The 17,119-nt window shown below is 48.0% G+C and carries 15 protein-coding genes; 13 read left to right on the forward strand and 2 right to left on the reverse strand.

Going from position 1 to position 17,119, the window contains the following annotated elements:
* Positions 1–89: 89 nt before the first annotated feature.
* The 5 genes from KZ483_RS02220 (at position 90) to KZ483_RS02240 (ending at position 5,919) form a co-directional block, all read left to right on the forward strand.
* Positions 90–1,418, forward strand: a complete 1,329-nt coding sequence (locus KZ483_RS02220; protein WP_220351165.1) for a M20 family metallo-hydrolase — start codon at positions 90–92, stop codon at positions 1,416–1,418.
* A gap of 12 nt (positions 1,419–1,430) precedes the next feature.
* The gene (locus KZ483_RS02225; protein ID WP_258881508.1) at positions 1,431–2,816 is read left to right on the forward strand and encodes an NAD(P)-dependent oxidoreductase; all 1,386 of its coding nucleotides are present in this window, start codon (positions 1,431–1,433) and stop codon (positions 2,814–2,816) included.
* 152 nt (positions 2,817–2,968) lie between these two features.
* Positions 2,969–4,258 (forward strand): NAD-dependent dihydropyrimidine dehydrogenase subunit PreA, encoded by a 1,290-nt coding sequence (gene preA / locus KZ483_RS02230; RefSeq protein ID WP_220351166.1) that lies wholly within the window; start codon positions 2,969–2,971, stop codon positions 4,256–4,258.
* Positions 4,259–4,261: 3 nt separating this feature from the next.
* Positions 4,262–5,689 carry a dihydropyrimidinase gene (gene hydA, locus KZ483_RS02235; protein ID WP_220351167.1) on the forward strand — a complete coding sequence of 476 codons (1,428 nt, stop codon included), beginning with the start codon at positions 4,262–4,264 and terminating at the stop codon, positions 5,687–5,689.
* The gene (locus tag KZ483_RS02240) at positions 5,689–5,919 is read left to right on the forward strand and encodes a hypothetical protein (protein WP_220351168.1); all 231 of its coding nucleotides are present in this window, start codon (positions 5,689–5,691) and stop codon (positions 5,917–5,919) included. The genes hydA and KZ483_RS02240 overlap by 1 nt, the downstream gene beginning before the upstream one ends.
* A gap of 189 nt (positions 5,920–6,108) precedes the next feature.
* Here KZ483_RS02240 and KZ483_RS02245 read toward each other — a convergent pair whose 3' ends face one another.
* The gene (locus KZ483_RS02245) at positions 6,109–6,648 is read right to left on the reverse strand and encodes a DoxX family membrane protein (protein WP_220351169.1); all 540 of its coding nucleotides are present in this window, start codon (positions 6,646–6,648) and stop codon (positions 6,109–6,111) included.
* Positions 6,649–7,248: 600 nt separating this feature from the next.
* Between KZ483_RS02245 and KZ483_RS02250 the strand changes: the two genes are divergently transcribed.
* The 4 genes from KZ483_RS02250 to KZ483_RS02265 are packed head-to-tail and all read left to right on the forward strand — an operon-like array spanning position 7,249 to position 13,437.
* Positions 7,249–8,577 carry a response regulator gene (locus tag KZ483_RS02250; RefSeq protein ID WP_220351170.1) on the forward strand — a complete coding sequence of 443 codons (1,329 nt, stop codon included), beginning with the start codon at positions 7,249–7,251 and terminating at the stop codon, positions 8,575–8,577.
* A complete protein-coding gene (locus tag KZ483_RS02255; protein ID WP_220351171.1) occupies positions 8,574–9,656 on the forward strand; it encodes a HEAT repeat domain-containing protein in 1,083 nt (360 codons plus the stop codon). The genes KZ483_RS02250 and KZ483_RS02255 overlap by 4 nt, the downstream gene beginning before the upstream one ends.
* Positions 9,649–11,094 (forward strand): glycosyltransferase family 2 protein, encoded by a 1,446-nt coding sequence (locus KZ483_RS02260; RefSeq protein ID WP_220351172.1) that lies wholly within the window; start codon positions 9,649–9,651, stop codon positions 11,092–11,094. Before KZ483_RS02255 ends, KZ483_RS02260 begins: the two co-directional genes overlap by 8 nt.
* Before the next feature lie 27 nt (positions 11,095–11,121).
* Positions 11,122–13,437, forward strand: coding sequence for a hypothetical protein (locus KZ483_RS02265; RefSeq protein ID WP_258881509.1), 2,316 nt, complete (start codon positions 11,122–11,124; stop codon positions 13,435–13,437).
* 91 nt (positions 13,438–13,528) lie between these two features.
* Here KZ483_RS02265 and bluB read toward each other — a convergent pair whose 3' ends face one another.
* A complete protein-coding gene (gene bluB, locus KZ483_RS02270) occupies positions 13,529–14,185 on the reverse strand; it encodes a 5,6-dimethylbenzimidazole synthase (protein ID WP_220351173.1) in 657 nt (218 codons plus the stop codon).
* A gap of 177 nt (positions 14,186–14,362) precedes the next feature.
* Here bluB and KZ483_RS02275 point away from each other — a divergent pair, with 177 nt between their 5' ends.
* From KZ483_RS02275 to KZ483_RS02290, 4 genes are all read left to right on the forward strand, one after another.
* The gene (locus KZ483_RS02275) at positions 14,363–14,860 is read left to right on the forward strand and encodes a DinB family protein (protein ID WP_220351174.1); all 498 of its coding nucleotides are present in this window, start codon (positions 14,363–14,365) and stop codon (positions 14,858–14,860) included.
* A 118-nt stretch (positions 14,861–14,978) separates the two neighbouring features.
* On the forward strand, positions 14,979–15,761 hold the full coding sequence (locus tag KZ483_RS02280) for an alpha/beta fold hydrolase (RefSeq protein WP_220351175.1): 783 nt from the start codon (positions 14,979–14,981) through the stop codon (positions 15,759–15,761).
* Positions 15,762–15,958: 197 nt separating this feature from the next.
* A complete protein-coding gene (locus KZ483_RS02285) occupies positions 15,959–16,315 on the forward strand; it encodes a DoxX family protein (RefSeq protein ID WP_220351176.1) in 357 nt (118 codons plus the stop codon).
* A gap of 30 nt (positions 16,316–16,345) precedes the next feature.
* On the forward strand, positions 16,346–17,113 hold the full coding sequence (locus KZ483_RS02290; protein ID WP_220351177.1) for a pirin family protein: 768 nt from the start codon (positions 16,346–16,348) through the stop codon (positions 17,111–17,113).
* Positions 17,114–17,119: the final 6 nt, after the last annotated feature.

Genomic DNA, 17,119 nt, shown 5'->3' on the forward strand with positions numbered 1-17,119 from the left:
ATTTATGTTATATTACATAACATAGACTTCTTTTTTTGGAATCATAGATAAGCCTTCTTAACTATTACATTGCTTAGGAGGGGATAGGCATGAACGGGTTTAGCATTGATGCGGACAGAGTGATGCGGCGAATTGAGAGACTTGCCCAAATTGGAAAAATCAGCGAAACGGGCGTCTGCCGGCTTGCTTTGTCCAAAGAGGACCGTGAAGCAGTGGACGTAGTGAGAATTTGGATGGAAGAGGCCGGCATGAAAGACCGGATCGATGCCTTCGGGAACCTCATTGGCCGCTTGGAAGGGCTTAACCCGGAAGCCCCCGCCGTTATGATCGGCTCGCATATCGATACCCAGCCGTATGCGGGAAGGTTTGACGGTATCGTCGGCGTGATAGGTGCGATCGAAACCGTTCAGACGCTCGTTGAGGCCGGTATCGTTCCGTCCGTTCCCATAGAGGTGGCGGCATTTTGCGACGAAGAAGGATGCAGATTCAATAAGGGGCTGTTCGGAGTCCGCGGCATACTCGGCCGTCTTGAGGATGGCGAGCTGGAGCGGGAGGATAAGAACGGCATTACGCGAAGGCAGGCGCTGCTCGAATTTGGCGGAGATCCGGAGCTGTTCGCCGGATCCGAGTACCCGCCCGGCCGGGTCGGGGCTTTTCTGGAGCTGCACATTGAACAGGGGCCGGTGCTCGAATCGCTGGACCGTCCTGTTGGCATCGTAACCGGAATATCCGGGCCCCTGTGGTGGACAGTCGATATGTACGGCTTCGCCGGACATGCCGGATCGGTGCCGATGGGTCTTCGGAAGGACGCGCTTGTCGGCGCCGCCAAAGTCATCGTCGGACTGCAGGAGCTCGCTTCGGGCGACCCGGGAGCGCCTACGGTGGGGACGGTCGGGACCTTGAAGGTGTTCCCGGACTCGCGGAATATCATTCCGGAGCATGTTCAGTTCACCATCGATCTGCGCGACATCGATCTGCCGCGCCGGGATTCTCTGGAGCGGAAGCTTCGGACAATCATCGGGAATGCGGCGGCCGAACACGGTTTGAGCTATGAGATCCGGGAAGATACGAACAGCGAGCCGCGCTACTGTGCAGAGCATATCCTCGGTTCGATCAGGGAAGCGGCCCGGGAGATGGAGCTCGAGGCACCCGAGCTGATGAGCGGCCCGTTTCACGATTCGCTGGCCATGTCCTACTATTGCGATTACGGCATGATTTTTGTCCGGTGCAGGGAAGGAATCAGCCATAATCCGAAGGAGTACGCAAGCCCGGAGGACATTGCGGCGGGGGTGGAGCTGCTCTGCAGAACCGTTATAAAGATGTGCCGAGAACAAGACAGGCTGGAACTTGCGGTACAAAATGCACAAGCGGCAGAAGCAGCGCAAGCTGTATCGGGGCAATCAGAACAAACGACATAGGAGGGATCACGGATGGAACGACAAGCTTCACTTGGCATGCTGCCGCCGGAGAGAATCATCCGGAACTTCGCTGAAGTAAAGCCGGGGCTGACTCGCAAGGCGGCAATGGAAGAATCCAATCGCTGTCTGTATTGCTATGATGCGCCTTGTATTCAGGCATGCCCGACAGGTATTAACATTCCTTCTTTCATCAAAAGGATCGCCACCGACAATCTCAAAGGCTCCGCCGCGACAATTATGGATTCCAACCCGGTCGGCGCAAGCTGCTCGCGTGTCTGCCCGACCGAAGTTCTATGCGAAGGCGCGTGTGTTCTGAATGGCCCTTCGAAGCCGATTATGATCGGGCTCCTCCAGCGTTACGCCACGGATTGGGCGATACAAAGCGGACAGCAGCTTTTTGATGCGGGACCTTCCAACGGGAGGAAGATCGCCGTCATCGGAGGCGGGCCTGCAGGGCTTTCCGCCGCAAGGGAGCTGGCGAGGGAAGGGTTCTCGGTTGTGATTTATGAAGCGAAGCCTCAAGCCGGGGGGCTTGATACCCACGGAATTGTCTCTTTCCGGCTGCCCCAGCATGTATCGCTGTGGGAGGTGGAGCAGGTCGAGAAACTCGGCGTCGAGATCCGCACCGGTGTCAAGGTGGGAGTGGATATACCTGCGGAACAGCTGATAGCGGAGTATGATGCGGTCATATTGGCGGCAGGTATGGGATATGTCCCGCCGATCGGCATTGAAGGCGAGGAACTCGAAGGCGTTTATGACGCCATCAAGCTCGTTGAGCATACGAAGTCGGATCTGCCGCCGATCCCATTGGCCGGAGCGCGGGTGGCCGTCATCGGCGCGGGCAATACGGCGATCGATGCCGCCACCTGCTCCGTCAGGCTGGGGGCGGAGAACGTCAAGATTGTGTACCGGCGGACGAGGGAAGAGATGACGGCATACGATTTCGAATATGAATTCGCCAAGCAGGACGGCGTTGAATTCAATTGGCTGACCGCGCCGAAGCGGATTCTCGGTGACAGCACCGGCAAGGTCACTCATCTGCAGTGTGTGCGGATGGCGCTCACGGCCGATGCGGGCAAGGACGGAAGGCCGATTCCGGTACCCGTCGCGGGCTCTGAATTCCTCCTGCCTGTCGATGCCGTTGTACTGGCCATCGGACAGAAGCGCCAGATCAACCTCATTGAGCTGCTGGGTCTCGACCATGACCGCGGAGTGGTGCTGATCGATGAAACGACCCGCAGAACGTCTCATCCGAAGATTTACGCAGCCGGTGATATCGTGTTCGGAGCCGGCCAGGGTGAAGCAATGGTCGTTTCGGCGGCGGAGCAGGGGAAACAGACGGCATATGCGATCAGCAGACATTTTGCCGCAGAGCACGTTAGCCAGGCAGCGATATAAGCTGAGAACGAACGCAGACCTGCCGAAGCGAGCTTGCTGCTCAAGGGGGCTCAAGCTAGACAGGAAGCTTCAGAAAGCTTCAGCTTATCCTTCTGCAGGTGAGCTGGCTGATGCACGGGCAACACATCTCAAATCAGGAAGGGTGAGAAGCGATGGCGGATTTAAGCATTAATCTGGCGGGCATTAAATCGCCTAATCCTTTTTGGCTGGCATCCGCGCCGCCCACGAATACGGGATATCAGGTTCAGCGTGCCTTAGAAGCGGGATGGGGCGGGGCGGTATGGAAGACGCTTGGCGAGCCGATCATCAACACCTCATCCCGGTTCGCGGCCGTGCATTTTGGCGGCCAGCGGGTAGCGGGTTTCAATAACATCGAACTGATTACCGACCGGCCCTTGGAGGTGAACCTGAAGGAAATATACGAGACGAAGAAGAGGTTTCCGAACCATGCGCTCGTCGTTTCCCTCATGGTCGAGCCGACAAGGGAGAAGTGGCACGAAATCGTCAAGCGGGTGGAAGCGGTCGGCGTGGACGGTCTGGAGCTTAACTTCGGCTGTCCGCACGGCATGGCGGAGCGCGGTATGGGCGCGGCTTCAGGGCAGCAGCCCGATCTGGTTGAGAAGCAGACGATGTGGGTGAAGGAGGTCGCCCAGACGCCTGTAATCGTCAAGCTGACCCCCAACATTACGGATATTACCGCCACAGCGCGGCATGCCGTGCTTGGCGGAGCGGATGCGATCAGCTTGATCAATACAATCAACAGCTTGGCGGGCGTTGACATCCACTCATGGAACACGATCCCCCACGTCGGCGGCAAAGGGGCGCACGGCGGTTACTGCGGACCGGCGGTGAAGCCGATCGCACTCAATATGGTGGCGGAATGCGCCAGGAATGAGGGGGTCGGCGTCCCGATTTCCGGGATCGGCGGCATCTCCAACTGGCAGGACACCGTCGAGTTTATGCTGATGGGCGCTACCGGCGTTCAAATCTGTACCGCAGCGATGCATCACGGCTTCCGCATTGTGGAAGAGATGATTGACGGGCTGAACAACTATCTCGATGATAAAGGCATTGCTTCGGTGACGGATCTGATCGGGCAAAGCGTCCCAAGGTATTCCGATTGGGGCGATCTGGACCTCAATTATAAAGTCGTCGCCCGCATCAATACGGAGACGTGCATCAACTGCAACAAATGCCATATCGCCTGCGAGGATACGTCGCATCAATGCATCGATATGCTGACAGGCGATCAAGGCGATCGTTACCTGCAGGTCCGTGAAGAAGATTGTGTCGGCTGCAATCTTTGTTCGATCGTATGCCCGGTCGACGGCGCGATCGAAATGGTGGAGCTGCCGAATGAACAGGCGCCGATGAGCTGGAATGAAAGGCAGAGCGCGATAAACAAGCTGAATGCTGATCCTACCAGGATGGAGGTCATATAAGCCATGAAGAAAATCATCAAGAACGGAACCGTTGTTACGGCGGCGGATACGTATTTCGGCGATATTCTCATTGATGACGGCGTTATCGTCATGATCGGCGTCGATCTGGACGCTGAGGACGCTGAAGTCGTCGACGCATCGGGCTGCTACGTATTTCCAGGCGGCGTCGATCCGCATACCCATCTCGATATGCCGTTTGGCGGTACGGTCACGAAGGACGACTTTGAGACCGGTACGATCGCCGCAGCCTATGGCGGCACCACAACCATTATCGATTTCTGTCTGACCTCCAAGGACGCGCCGCTCAGCAAAGCGGTTGAGACATGGCATGCCAAATCGAAGGGAAAAGCGGTCATCGACTACGGCTTTCATCTGATGATCGGCGATGTCAACGATGACGTTCTGTTCGAGCTCCCCCAGATCATCGAGGAGGAGGGCATCACCTCGCTGAAGGTGTTTATGGCTTATAAGAACGTTCTTCAGGCCGACGACGGTACGCTCTTCAAGACCCTGCTGATGGCAAAGGAGCATGGATCGCTTGTCATGGTTCACGCGGAGAACGGCGATGTCATCGCCTACTTGATCGACAAGGCGCTGGAGGAAGGCAACACCGAACCGGTCTACCACGCGCTCACTAGACCGCCGGTGCTCGAGGGCGAAGCGACCGGCAGGGCGGCCAACTTGACGGAGCTGGCCGATTCCCAGCTGTATGTCGTGCATGTCACCTGCGCCGAAGCCGTGATGAAGATCGCGGAAGCCCGGAATAAAGGGCTGCGCGTCTATGGCGAGACTTGTCCGCAGTATTTGATGCTGGATCAATCGTACCTGGAGAAGCCCGATTTCGAGGGAGCCAAATATGTCTGGTCGCCGCCGCTTAGGGAGAAGTGGAATCAGGATGTATTATGGGACGCGTTATTAAACGGTCAGCTGCAAACCGTCGGCTCCGACCAATGTTCATTCGACTTCAAGGGGCAGAAGGAGCTCGGGCTTAATGACTTCTCGAAAATACCGAATGGAGGTCCCATGATCGAGGACCGGTTCTCCATTTTATATTCGGAGGGCGCCCATAAAGGGAGAATCTCGCTCAATAAGTTCGTGGACGTTATCTCTACGGCAAGCGCCAAGCTGTTCGGGCTCTTCCCGAAGAAGGGCACGATAGCAATCGGCAGCGATGCGGATATTGTCATTTTCGACCCCCACGCACAGAGGACCATATCCGCGGAAACCCACCATATGAATGTCGATTACAATGCGTTCGAAGGAATGCAGATAACCGGGGAACCGGTATCGGTTCTGGTCCGAGGCGAATTTATCATCCGCGACAAGCAGTTCGTCGGGACTCCGGGCTACGGGCAGTATTTGCACCGCAAAAGATTTAATCAGCCCGGTAAGCTGCCAATCAAGGATAAAACGGCAGGAGGCGTGTTCTGATGTCCGCCTTCAGGGAATTCTGGAACGAGAAGCAGGAAATCGATGCGTTATTGAGCGAAGGTTACTCGGTTGCCTCGGTTAAGGAAGACCTGGATGGCACCAAGGTGAGATTCGTAAGGGATGAATCTTCGCCGGAGCATGCGGAGTTACTGCTGCTGACGGCAGATGCGCGAAAGTACGTGGTGAGCTTGATCTTCGAGCGGCAGCGGATAATGGAGATGCAATCATAAAATCTGAGTGAAGAATATATAACCTCTTTTCCATGAAGTCTTCTTTATGGAAAAGAGGTGTTTTGTCCGTTTAAGATCAAACAAGGGGAACCTTACCACAAATAGCACATACCGAGTATTTGGGGGGGGTGATGTTGAATAGGGTTTTCTTTTGGATTGGTACAATGCTACTTAGTTTAGAATACCGATTTAAAGATTAATAGATAGTTGTTCTTGATTAGATGGCACGGAGACTGTTTTTTCACTTTTGTGTCCGTTGATGGTCAACAGAGTATATAAATTAAAATATTTATCGAGACTGAAGTGATATACATCTGACCTGAAAATAATCAATGAAAACGCACTTGTATAAAGAACAAGACTTATTAAATTCATATTTCCAGAAAGAATGAAGTTTATGTGCATAAAGAGACAAATAAGGATAGAAGGTATGGTAAATAAACCTGCTATAAGGAATATGCCAAGTATAATTTGGGCAATTGGGATAACATAGTTCAAAACCATCACCTGTTCTATAGCTATATTTTCAATGAAAGTTTTATAAAATGTCGGGACATTAGGTTCATGTAATGAATTCAATAAATACTCTCTCAAAAACAAACCTGGTTCCTTAAACCATGATTTTTCAGTAATTTTGGTTGTCCCTGCTAATAACCAACCTATTCCAAAAAGAACACGTATTAAAACAATAAGAAATGGAAACAAATATACATTTTTTATTACTTTCACTTAAAGCTCCTCCTTGTTTTTGTTTTTCCATAAGACAATTATTTTTTCCATAGGAAACTTTTGGCCAAAAAAAATCTAAAAGTTTTCAGGTATTTATCTTAATGAATCATATGTATTATAGTGCTTATTGTTTCCTTCATGCACAAAAGTTTACCACGGGCAAAAAACGTTGTAAATATATATTTAGATATATTGAACTACGAAATGTCTTGGGTGAATAAACAAGCTTATATTCTAATGAGATTATTTCGGGTATCCCGGGCTTAAACAAGCTTATTTCAATATTGCCCAGCAAAATAATCCGTCACTATTTGTCGAATTATTATGAGTACATATATCTTTATTATTTACATTATTTATATACTTATTGGAGATTAAAAAAACAACATGTCCAACTATTTAAGTCAAAATATAACGTTGTATAAGTAGAATATGCTATAATATACCAAATAATGGTTAATTAAATCTTTAAATCAAGTTGTAAGCCTGTGAATGGATCAACATGTAACCGAATATGACAACAAAAATTTTCCTGCCGGTTCGACAAAATTATGCTAAGATGGCTTTATTAGAGCTACAGCTTTTATGGGGTGAACGGTTTTGAACGAATATAGAGTTAATAGTTTTGAGCGGCATAATCTGATTGAATCCGACAACCAGTTGGTTCTGCTGCTTCATAGTCAGATTGATGCTGCCACTAAAGATGCGATCGGAAGTCAAATTCAAATGGTGGAAGCAGGGAGTTCAGCCGCGGGTACGGCATTGTGTTACGAGCTGAATCCGGATTGTGTCATTATTCATACCTCTCTGATTAGCAAAGAGGGCACAGATGCATTTCAAGAAATCATTGATCTGTGTGACAATAATTACATTCCTGTTATTGTAGTCACGCCTTCTATTGAAATTGAATTTTATAAGAAATACGCATTCGCCCAGATTATCATGGAAAGTCCGATTAACTCATTGACTATGACAAGGGAATTGCAGATTCTGTTGGCCAAGCGGAAGAGGATCATGAGCCAGCTCCTGATTGATCAGATGACGGGCGTGAAGAACCAGGTCTTCCTGGAGCAGGAAATAGAGGATCTGCTCAATGACATGAAACGGTCGCACGAATCGTTTGCACTCGTTTACATTGAATTAGACGGAATGCACAGGGTACGTCAATCACATGGATATAAAACGTCACATGAAATGATGAAGGGTTTGGCGCATTTTTTCAAGCAAAGTCTCCGTCCGGCAGATTCGGTTGCCCGATACCAACAGGGCTTTGTTCTTGTGCTCCCAAAAACGTACAGGGATGATGCTCTCAAAATGTTAGGCCGGCTGATGACCAAGTTTAAGCAAATTAAATTTGACACACCGGAAGGCGAGACAACAGCGACATTCTCAGCCAAAGTGGTCGATTTTATTGATTCCAGCCAAACGGCCCGCCAATGCTTATCCCTGGTGCCGTTCTTGCCGGAAGAAAAGAGCGAAGACGGGAAAGAGCTCCTGATCGACGGGGGAGAACAAGAAACAGGCAATGCATTAAGAAAGCTGAAGGTCGGAATTATTGATGATGACCGGATTATCCGAGAGCTTCTGAGAATGCAGCTGAGCGATATCGGCGAGGAAGAATTTGAGGTTGAAGTGAGAAGCTTTGCAGACGGCGAAGAGTTCTTTAATGATCCCTGGCATAGACAGAATGAACGATTCCTGCTCATAATTGACAGAATAATGCCTAAGATGGACGGCCTCGAGATCCTTCAAAAAATTCGTACGCAGTATGACCGCAGAAGATATTTGTGCATCATGCTCACAAGCAGGGATTCGGAATCCGAAATCGCACTTGCTATCCAAAAAGGTGCTAATGATTATCTTATAAAGCCGTTCAGCCTCAAGGAGCTCCGCGCACGTATAAACCGTTTATTCAGAGGTTCACGATGATCACGATCGATCCCAATTTAGCATTGTTGTTAACCTTCTTCATGTTCTTCGTGCTGCTTATCATGTATTTGTACTTAGTCCTGCGCAAATACAGGGGCAACAGATTCGGGCAGAAGAAGAAAGCCTGGTTAAGACTCCATATGCCGGCAATAGAAAGTTATATTATAAACGGCCAAGGCGCTGAGAAATTTGCTCCGCAAGCTGAATTTCATTTTCAGGCGATAGAAGATTTTTTCAGCGATTATCTCAGCAGCTACAAAGCCGATACGGTCAATAACCCGGTGAAATTGTTCGTCGAACAATATATGGTTCCAAGATACCGCAAGAGGCTCACGGACCCCTTATGGAGTGTTCGCGTTAATACCTTGTATTTCATCGATTTATTCAAGCTGAAGAGCATGCAGGATGACCTGTTAATTCTTCTTGGAAGAAAGAAATGCTCTGCGGAAGAGAGATTTCAAATCTACCTGCTCTTGGCTCACTTTGATTATACGAACCTTCAGGATCTGTTGAAGTCTTCCAACGATATGCCTCCATTTCTCCTGAACGAGCTGCTTAACCGCCTGGTCAACCATGATAATCTGGATAGCTACGTCGACTTATTCCATGAACTTCCTCAAAATTGGCAGTTGGGGCTGCTGGATGTATTTCGCGACCAAAACCTGAGATCCGAAAAACTGCACAACTTATTGGAATCACTATTGGAAGGCCCAAACAGAGAGTTAAAGGTAAGGGCGCTTAAGACAATCTCCGTCCTGGGATATATTACTTCACCCTTCGTGATTACCCGAATGATTGAGAACAGCTTAAGTAAAGGTGAGTGGAAGGACAGCATGGCAGCTGGCGAGCGGTTGATGGCAGCTCAATTAATGGGACAAATTCGAGTGGATGGTTTTATTCCCTATCTCGAGACACTGATTACGGACCGAAATTACAATGTTAGAACAAATGCGGCGAAATCGATTCGAAAATATAGACGGGGCAGGGAATTGCTGCTCTCAATCGCTAATACGCATGAAGATGCTTTTGCGAAGAATATTGCTAGAGAATGGCTCGACAGGAGTACGGAATATGAGTAGTTTCTTGAACGTAATGTCTATTGTATTTGAATTCGTTACGGCAATCATTTTTGTTTATTTGATGATCGTATGTCTGTTCTACCTCTTGATGTTCATCACAGCCTATAACCGGCTAAAGAGAGAACGCGGTTTGCACAATATAGAACCTTACCGGCAGGTCAAAACTTCTTCGTTTACACCTCCTATCTCTATAATAGTCCCCGCTTATAACGAAGAGGCGGGTATTATTGGTACGGTATTGTCGCTGGTTACAGGCAGCGGCAGGTTAGATTACCCGGAATATGAAGTTATCATTGTTAATGACGGATCCCAAGACGGGACCCTTCAAACAGTAATCGACCGGTTCAAGCTTGTTCCGGCAACAAACAGGGTGATTCAAAAACGGAATGGTATCCAAACCAAGCCGGTAAGAGGGATATATTATTCGGAAATTTATCCCCAACTTCTATTAGTCGATAAGGAGAACGGCGGGAAGTCGGATGCGCTGAATGTGGGCATCAACCTTGCTAAATACCCTTACTTTGCCTCCATTGACGGGGATACCATTCTCGAGCCCGACTCCTTTCTGAAGATCATGAAGCCGATCGTAGAGAACAGTGAGCAGGAAATACTCGCTGCCGGCGGTAATGTACTCATTGCCAATGGCAGCACAATTGTAAGAGGGCAAATGCAGGAGTTGAAGCTCTCAAGGAATCCCCTGCTTATCATGCAAACCATTGAGTATATGCGCGCATTCCTGCTGGGAAGAGTTGGACTTAGCAGGGATAACCTGTTACTTATTATATCGGGAGCGTTCGGTGTGTTCAAAACGGCCAGGGTCATTCAAGCCGGCGGCTACAAGGCGGATACGGTCGGGGAAGATATGGAGCTTGTCGTACGTCTGCACCGCCTCAATATCGAGAACAAATGGGGCGCGAAGATCCAATTTGTAGCCGATCCTGTATGTTATACCGAGGCTCCGGACAGCTTCAAGTATTTAAAAAATCAAAGAATTCGATGGCAGCGGGGTTTATTCGAGAGCTTATGGGCCCACAGAGGGATGATTTTCAATCCGAAATATAAAGGAATCGGGATTATTGCAATGCCTTATTTTGTATTTGTGGAATTGCTCGGTCCGCTCGTTGAATTTATCGGTTACGTAGTCATGACCACCGGACTCGCATCAGGTACGATTTATTTACCGGACACATTACCGCTCATTCTGCTAATGGTAATCTATGGTTCATTTTTATCGATGGGGGCCGTTTTATTGGAAGAATGGCGGCTCGGGAAGCATCAAAAAATAAGTGAATTAAATAAATTATTCTTATACGCTTTATCGGAAGTCTTCTGGTTCCGTCCGATCCTAACAGTTTGGCGGTTTTACGCGGTAATTACAGTTATTACGGGTAAGAAGCGCGGCTGGGGAGCAATGAAACGCCGAGGGGTTTCGACATAGTGGGATTTATTTCGGAGGGAACGGTTGGTGTTCAGTTTGCTTAAAAAGAAAAGGTTCTATCTTGCGTTGATCATTATCGCCGGATTGTTAGTGGCCGGTGTTTTTCTTCGGCAAAAACCGATTGAGAATACATATACCGCGACAGTCGAAGGGGTCACGCTCCCGGCCAATGTGGGAAAACAATATTTGCAGTTGTATGACAAGAATAGCCGCCCTCATAATATATTGCTCAAAGGCGTCAATATGGGAATGGCCAAGCCGGGCCACTTTCCAGGCGAAGCTGCTATCACGAAAGATGAATACTTAAAATGGTTCAAGGAAATCGGTTCCATGAATGCGAATGTAATCCGGATTTACACACTGCATCCGCCTGCCTTTTATGAAGCATTGTCGGAGTACAATGCCAGAGCGAGCCATCCGCTCTACGTTCTCCATGGCATCTGGATTGATGAAGATAAACTGATCTCTTCCAAAGATGCTTACAATGAGGACGTGACAAAGGAACTTAATGAGGATATTAAAAGAACAGTCGATGTGATACATGGACAAGCCGATCTTCCTGCAAGACCCGGACATGCATCCGGGAAATACCGGGCGGATATTTCTAAGTACGTAATCGGCTGGGTGCTTGGCATCGAATGGGATCCCGAGATGGTGAAATCCACTAATGAGAAACACCAGGGAAAGCCTGATTTTGTCGGCACATATTTCCGCACGGAGCATGCATCTCCATTTGAAGTATGGCTAGCGGGCGCAATGGATGAGATCGCCGCTTATGAGACCGGCCAATATTCGTGGCAGCGTCCTATCAGCTTTACGAATTGGGTGACTACCGATCTGCTCAGCCATCCATCAGAGCCGATGTATTTGGAGGATTGGGTCTCTGTCAATCCTAACGTGATTCAAGAGCAGCCTAAATTCCATGGCGGTTATTTTGCGTCTTATCACGTTTATCCGTACTATCCTGAATTTTTAAACTATGAAACTAAATATACCGGGTATGTCGATGCCCGGGGAGAGAAGAACAGCTATGCCGGCTATCTTCATGATCTGAAGCAAGCGCATCATATGCCCGTCCTTATCGCCGAGTTTGGTGTCCCGTCTTCACGCGGAATGGCGCACCGTAACATAAATGGTTGGGACCAGGGGTTACATTCCGAGCAGGAGCAGGGAAATATCGATGCACACCTGTTCGAGGATATCCGCAGCGAAGGCATGGCTGGTGGAATCATCTTTTCCTGGCAGGATGAATGGTTTAAGCGCACATGGAATACCGATCAAGTGGATAACCCCGATCGCAGGCCGTTCTGGTCGAATGCTCAAACCGGCGAGCAGCAATTCGGATTGCTCAGTTTTGACCCCGGCGATGAGAAAACAGCGATGTATGTTGACGGTGATACAACTGATTGGAATAAGAACGATACGCCGCCAGTGCCGATAAAGTCTGGAGCTGTCTTACCCGCTTCGGACGGCTACGACCAGGATAGAAAAATCAAACAGTGGTACGTTATCAGCGACGATCGATACGTTTATTTCCGAATTGATTTCGAGAAGGTGGCCCGTCCCTTCGATTGGTCCAAGGTTGGGGCGATGATTCTGCTTGATACTATACCGGGCCAAGGCCAGCAGCGCATACCCGGCGGCAGCGGACTTACGACGGATGCGGGAATTGATTTCGCAATCGATCTTAAGGGGCCGAAAAAATCCCGGATATGGGTTGACAGTTATTATGACACTTTCTATTATGAATACGGTTCGGTTCAGAAATTACTGCCGGGCCTGGAGTACGCAAACAAGAAGAATAACGGAATATTTCACACAATGAAGCTGCTCTTAAACTATCCTCTGGAGATTCCGAAGGTCAATGGTAAAACACTTCAGCTGCCTTTGGAAGCTTTTGAAACAGGTGCGTTAACATACGGAAACGGAAATCCGGACAGCCCGAATTTTGATTCCTTAACGGATGTTTCATATAACGCAAAGGAGCATGTTGTGGAGGTGAGGATTCCTTGGCAGCTGCTTAATGTTAAGGATCCGAGCACACATGAGGTTATGGGAGACATATGGAAGGATGGTCTGGCAAGCAAAAGAGAAATATCAGGATTTAAGGTTTCTGTGCTCTCCTATCGTCCGGACAACAAGGAAACAAGCGAAGCTCCTGGCGGAGCTGCCGTCTCCTACTCTTCTCCGGAGCCGACAAACGGTTCTCTAATGGCTAAAGACATGTACGAGTATCACTGGGATAAGTGGGATATCCCGGTCTATCATGAACGCCTGAAAAAATCTTACTTCATCATGAAGGATTTATTTGGAGCTTCTGATGTTCTGACTTCCGGAAATTAGGCATTGAACGAAAGCAATCTACGCAGAGGACAGGAAACGAACAATGAGCCATCCACATACTGGATGGCTCGTTTTCATTTTTTGTACGGAGTTATGGAGTGCTGTTTTCACCTACTCCCCAAGCGTCATGAAAGATAAGGGCGTGAAGCTCCTTTCTCTTTTCCCAGTTAGCCGATTCCAATATCGGCTTCGCGGGGTAATGCTCGGTGTACCCGACAGATAACAACGCAACCGGCTCGATGTGCGGTGGGATACCAAGAATATCACGCACATCGTTCTTTTTGTAAAAGCTGACCCAACCCATTGCTAAACCTTCTGCACAAGCGGCGAGCCACATATTTTGTATAGCACAGGCAGTGGATAACATATCGGTCTCAGGAATGGAATTTCGTCCTAATACGTGAGAACCTCCCCGTGTGGGGTCACACGTAACACATATAGTAAGTGGAGCTTGCTGTATACCTTCCACTTTCAGACTCAGAAACTGGTCCTGCCGGTCGTCTTCATAATGAATGGCAAGTGCTCTTCTTTCTTTGTCGGCTGCCCAAGCGAGTCGGGCTTTGATTTCTTCCCGCGTAACCAAAATAAAATTCCATGGCTGCATGAAACCTACCGAAGGGCCGTGGTGTGCTGCATCTAATAAATTCATTATGGCTTCAGGAGGGATGGGGTCTGTTAGAAACGTCCTGATATCTCTTCTTGTATATATGATCTTGTACAGCGCTTCTTTTTCTTGTTCGCTAAACACATCTAACACCCCGTTGCCGGATATGAATTGCTGTCAGGTAATTTTACCATAGTGTATGCGTAGAACCGAAGCGCAAATAGTGGTAAACGCGGTTAAAATAAACCTGCATCGCTGACACACCGTTGTCAGTGGAGACCTTTTATAATGACACTAACAACATTATAAGGAGGTTTTTCAATGTATGTAACTATACAAAGCTTTGTTGACGAATACCGGAACGAGTCTGAATTTACGCAGAAGCTGCTGAATGCCCTAACGGACGATTCCCTCAAGCAGGAGGTCGCCCCGGGTTTTCGCACAATCGGTCATCTAGCTTGGCATCTGGTGCCATCGGGTGGAATTCTCACACCAACCGGCCTGAAATTTGAAGCTCCGCCGGAACACAGCAATGCCCCTGCATCCGCTTCGGTTATTGCGAAATCGTATCACGCCGCTTCGCAAGCGATTATCGAGGCGGTACGAACGCAGTGGAAGGATGATCAGCTGCAGGAATCTGTTACGATCTTCGGTGAGCAATGGAAGAACGGTTATACGCTGTCCATGTTTCTGAGGCATGAAATTCACCACCGCGGCCAGTTAACCGTGTTGATGCGCCAAGCGGGAGTTCCTGTAACCGGGATCTACGGTCCGACCAAGGAAGAGTGGATCGGAATCGGAATGGAAGCTCCGTTATAAACAATATAACCGGAAGCTTGCGTCGGCGCCGTATGGCAGTGAAAACGTGGCATCTTCAGCTTCTTTTCGGTATCATTACTTGTAAATAATGCCTGTAAACGAAAAGGAGGACGGTGCCTTGTCACTCGTTTATGTAAACGGAGTCGACCTGTACGTTGAGATCGAAGGTGAAGGAGAGCCGGTCATTTTAATTCACGGTCTTGGCGGTAATGCAACCTCAATGCATCCTACTATTAAATGGTTGTCCAAATCGTTCAAAACGATTGCCTATGATTGCCGCGGCCATGGGAGGTCGGATAAGCCTTCAAGCTATACTTTAGACGATCATATCAACGATACTCTGGCATTAATGGATGAGTTAGGAATCGAAAAGACTAACCTCATCGGCGAATCGGGAGGCAGCTACATCGCTCAGGGCGTCGCCGCATCCGAGCCCGGCAGGATTCATAAACTGATCCTTGTCGTATCCAAAGCTCACGGCACCAAGTCATCATCGCAGCTTTTTTATGAGAGCCATGCCGCCGAGATGTCGGGTATGAATGAACATGAGCAAAGGCTTTATTTGATCGATCATGTGTTTGCACCGGGTTTTTTGGAGAAAGTGGGTCCGGAATTTTTACTGCCGCAGCCGCTGGCGTTGTCCCCGCAGGAAGCGGATGCGGCTAACAAGGCTTTTGAAGGCTTCGACTTTCGACCTGTACTGCATCAAATCTCTGCTCCCGCGCTAATCATTAACGGAAAGTATGACGGATTAAACCCGCCCGCCAAGGGCATAGAGATTGCGTCTTATATCCCGAATTCGATATTTGTAGAGATGCAGCATTCCGGCCACGCACCCAGTCTCGAGGAGCCGGAGAAGTTCTCCGAATTGGTTATTGATTTCTTAAGCGGCCCTGCTTGAATCTGATTTACCGTATGAAGCAGACTTCCTCAAATTGAGGAAGCTGCTTCTTTTTTTATGTGGAAAACACTGCAATTTCTCGGAATTGGTACTGTTTTTTTGTTGACATACAATATATCCTAATGGTAGGATATATTTATCCTAAATCAAGGATAAATAACTTTAGGATAATTAACGGTAAAGGGAGAGAAAAATTAATGGGTATTTTATCAATTATTCTTCAAGTTTTATTAGGATTAGGTTTCCTCATGTTTGGATTTATGAAGCTCGGATCAAAGCAAATTGTGGAAGGATTTAAGCATTATGGGTATCCCGGATGGTTTAGAATATTTACAGGAATAGTAGAACTCATTTCGGCAGCCTTAGTGATTGCAGGTATTTGGTATGAGACACTGGCTGCTGGGGGTGGTTTGCTCATTGCTGCCACGATGATCGGAGCTATTTCTACTCATATAAAAATAAAGGATACTTTCAAAGAAATGATGATGCCGATCATTTTATTAATTCTGGGATTAGTAATATTAGTTATAAACTTCGGATCATTGCTTGTTTAAATAGCCAATTAACCTATAGGAGGGATACAAATGGAGGTTAAGATTATACAACCACAGGATCAAGCGAACGGGGAGTTCGATGGCGGTAAAATAAAAGAACAAAAACCAATTGGCTTTTCTGGAGAAGGATCACTAATAAATCGGCTGGGACCATTATTTTACTGGGCTTGGGGGAATTCTCAGGGACCTGCAGAAATTGGTCTACACCCACATCAAGGTTTTGAAATCATTACTTATGTGATCGAAGGTAAAGCTTATCATCGTGATACGCTTGGTACGGAAAGTGTTGTAGATGCTGGAGGCACTCAGCTCATGCAGACAGGCTCTGGTGTGTATCATGCAGAAGCATTAAAAGAACCAACGGAAGCTTTACAAATCTGGTTTGAACCGCATTTAAGCCAGGCAGTAAAACGTGCACCTATTTATTTGCAATACGACTCTAATGAGTTTTCCTTAACCGATAAAGATGGTGTGACAATTAAAACAATATTAGGAAACGATTCACCGATGAAAATTGTGACAGATGCAGGTATGTGGGATATCCGCATTCCAAATGGTACAGTATATACCCATAGTCTTGCTCCAAACCGGACACTAGCGGGTTTAGCCATCAGAGGCGATGGAGCTTTTTCATTAGACATGAATGAACCAACTCGTTTTGCACATAAAGATTTTGTTATCGTTCAATCAGAACAGGGTGGAGAAGCAGCCATTCAAGCTTTCGATAAAGATATTAGAATCTTCCTGATTGAAGTTCCGACTGAAGTTGATTATCCTTTATACAATAAACGAAAATAACCTATT

Origin of the sequence: Paenibacillus sp. sptzw28, assembly GCF_019550795.1 — a bacterium.
GTDB lineage: Bacteria > Bacillota > Bacilli > Paenibacillales > Paenibacillaceae > Paenibacillus_Z.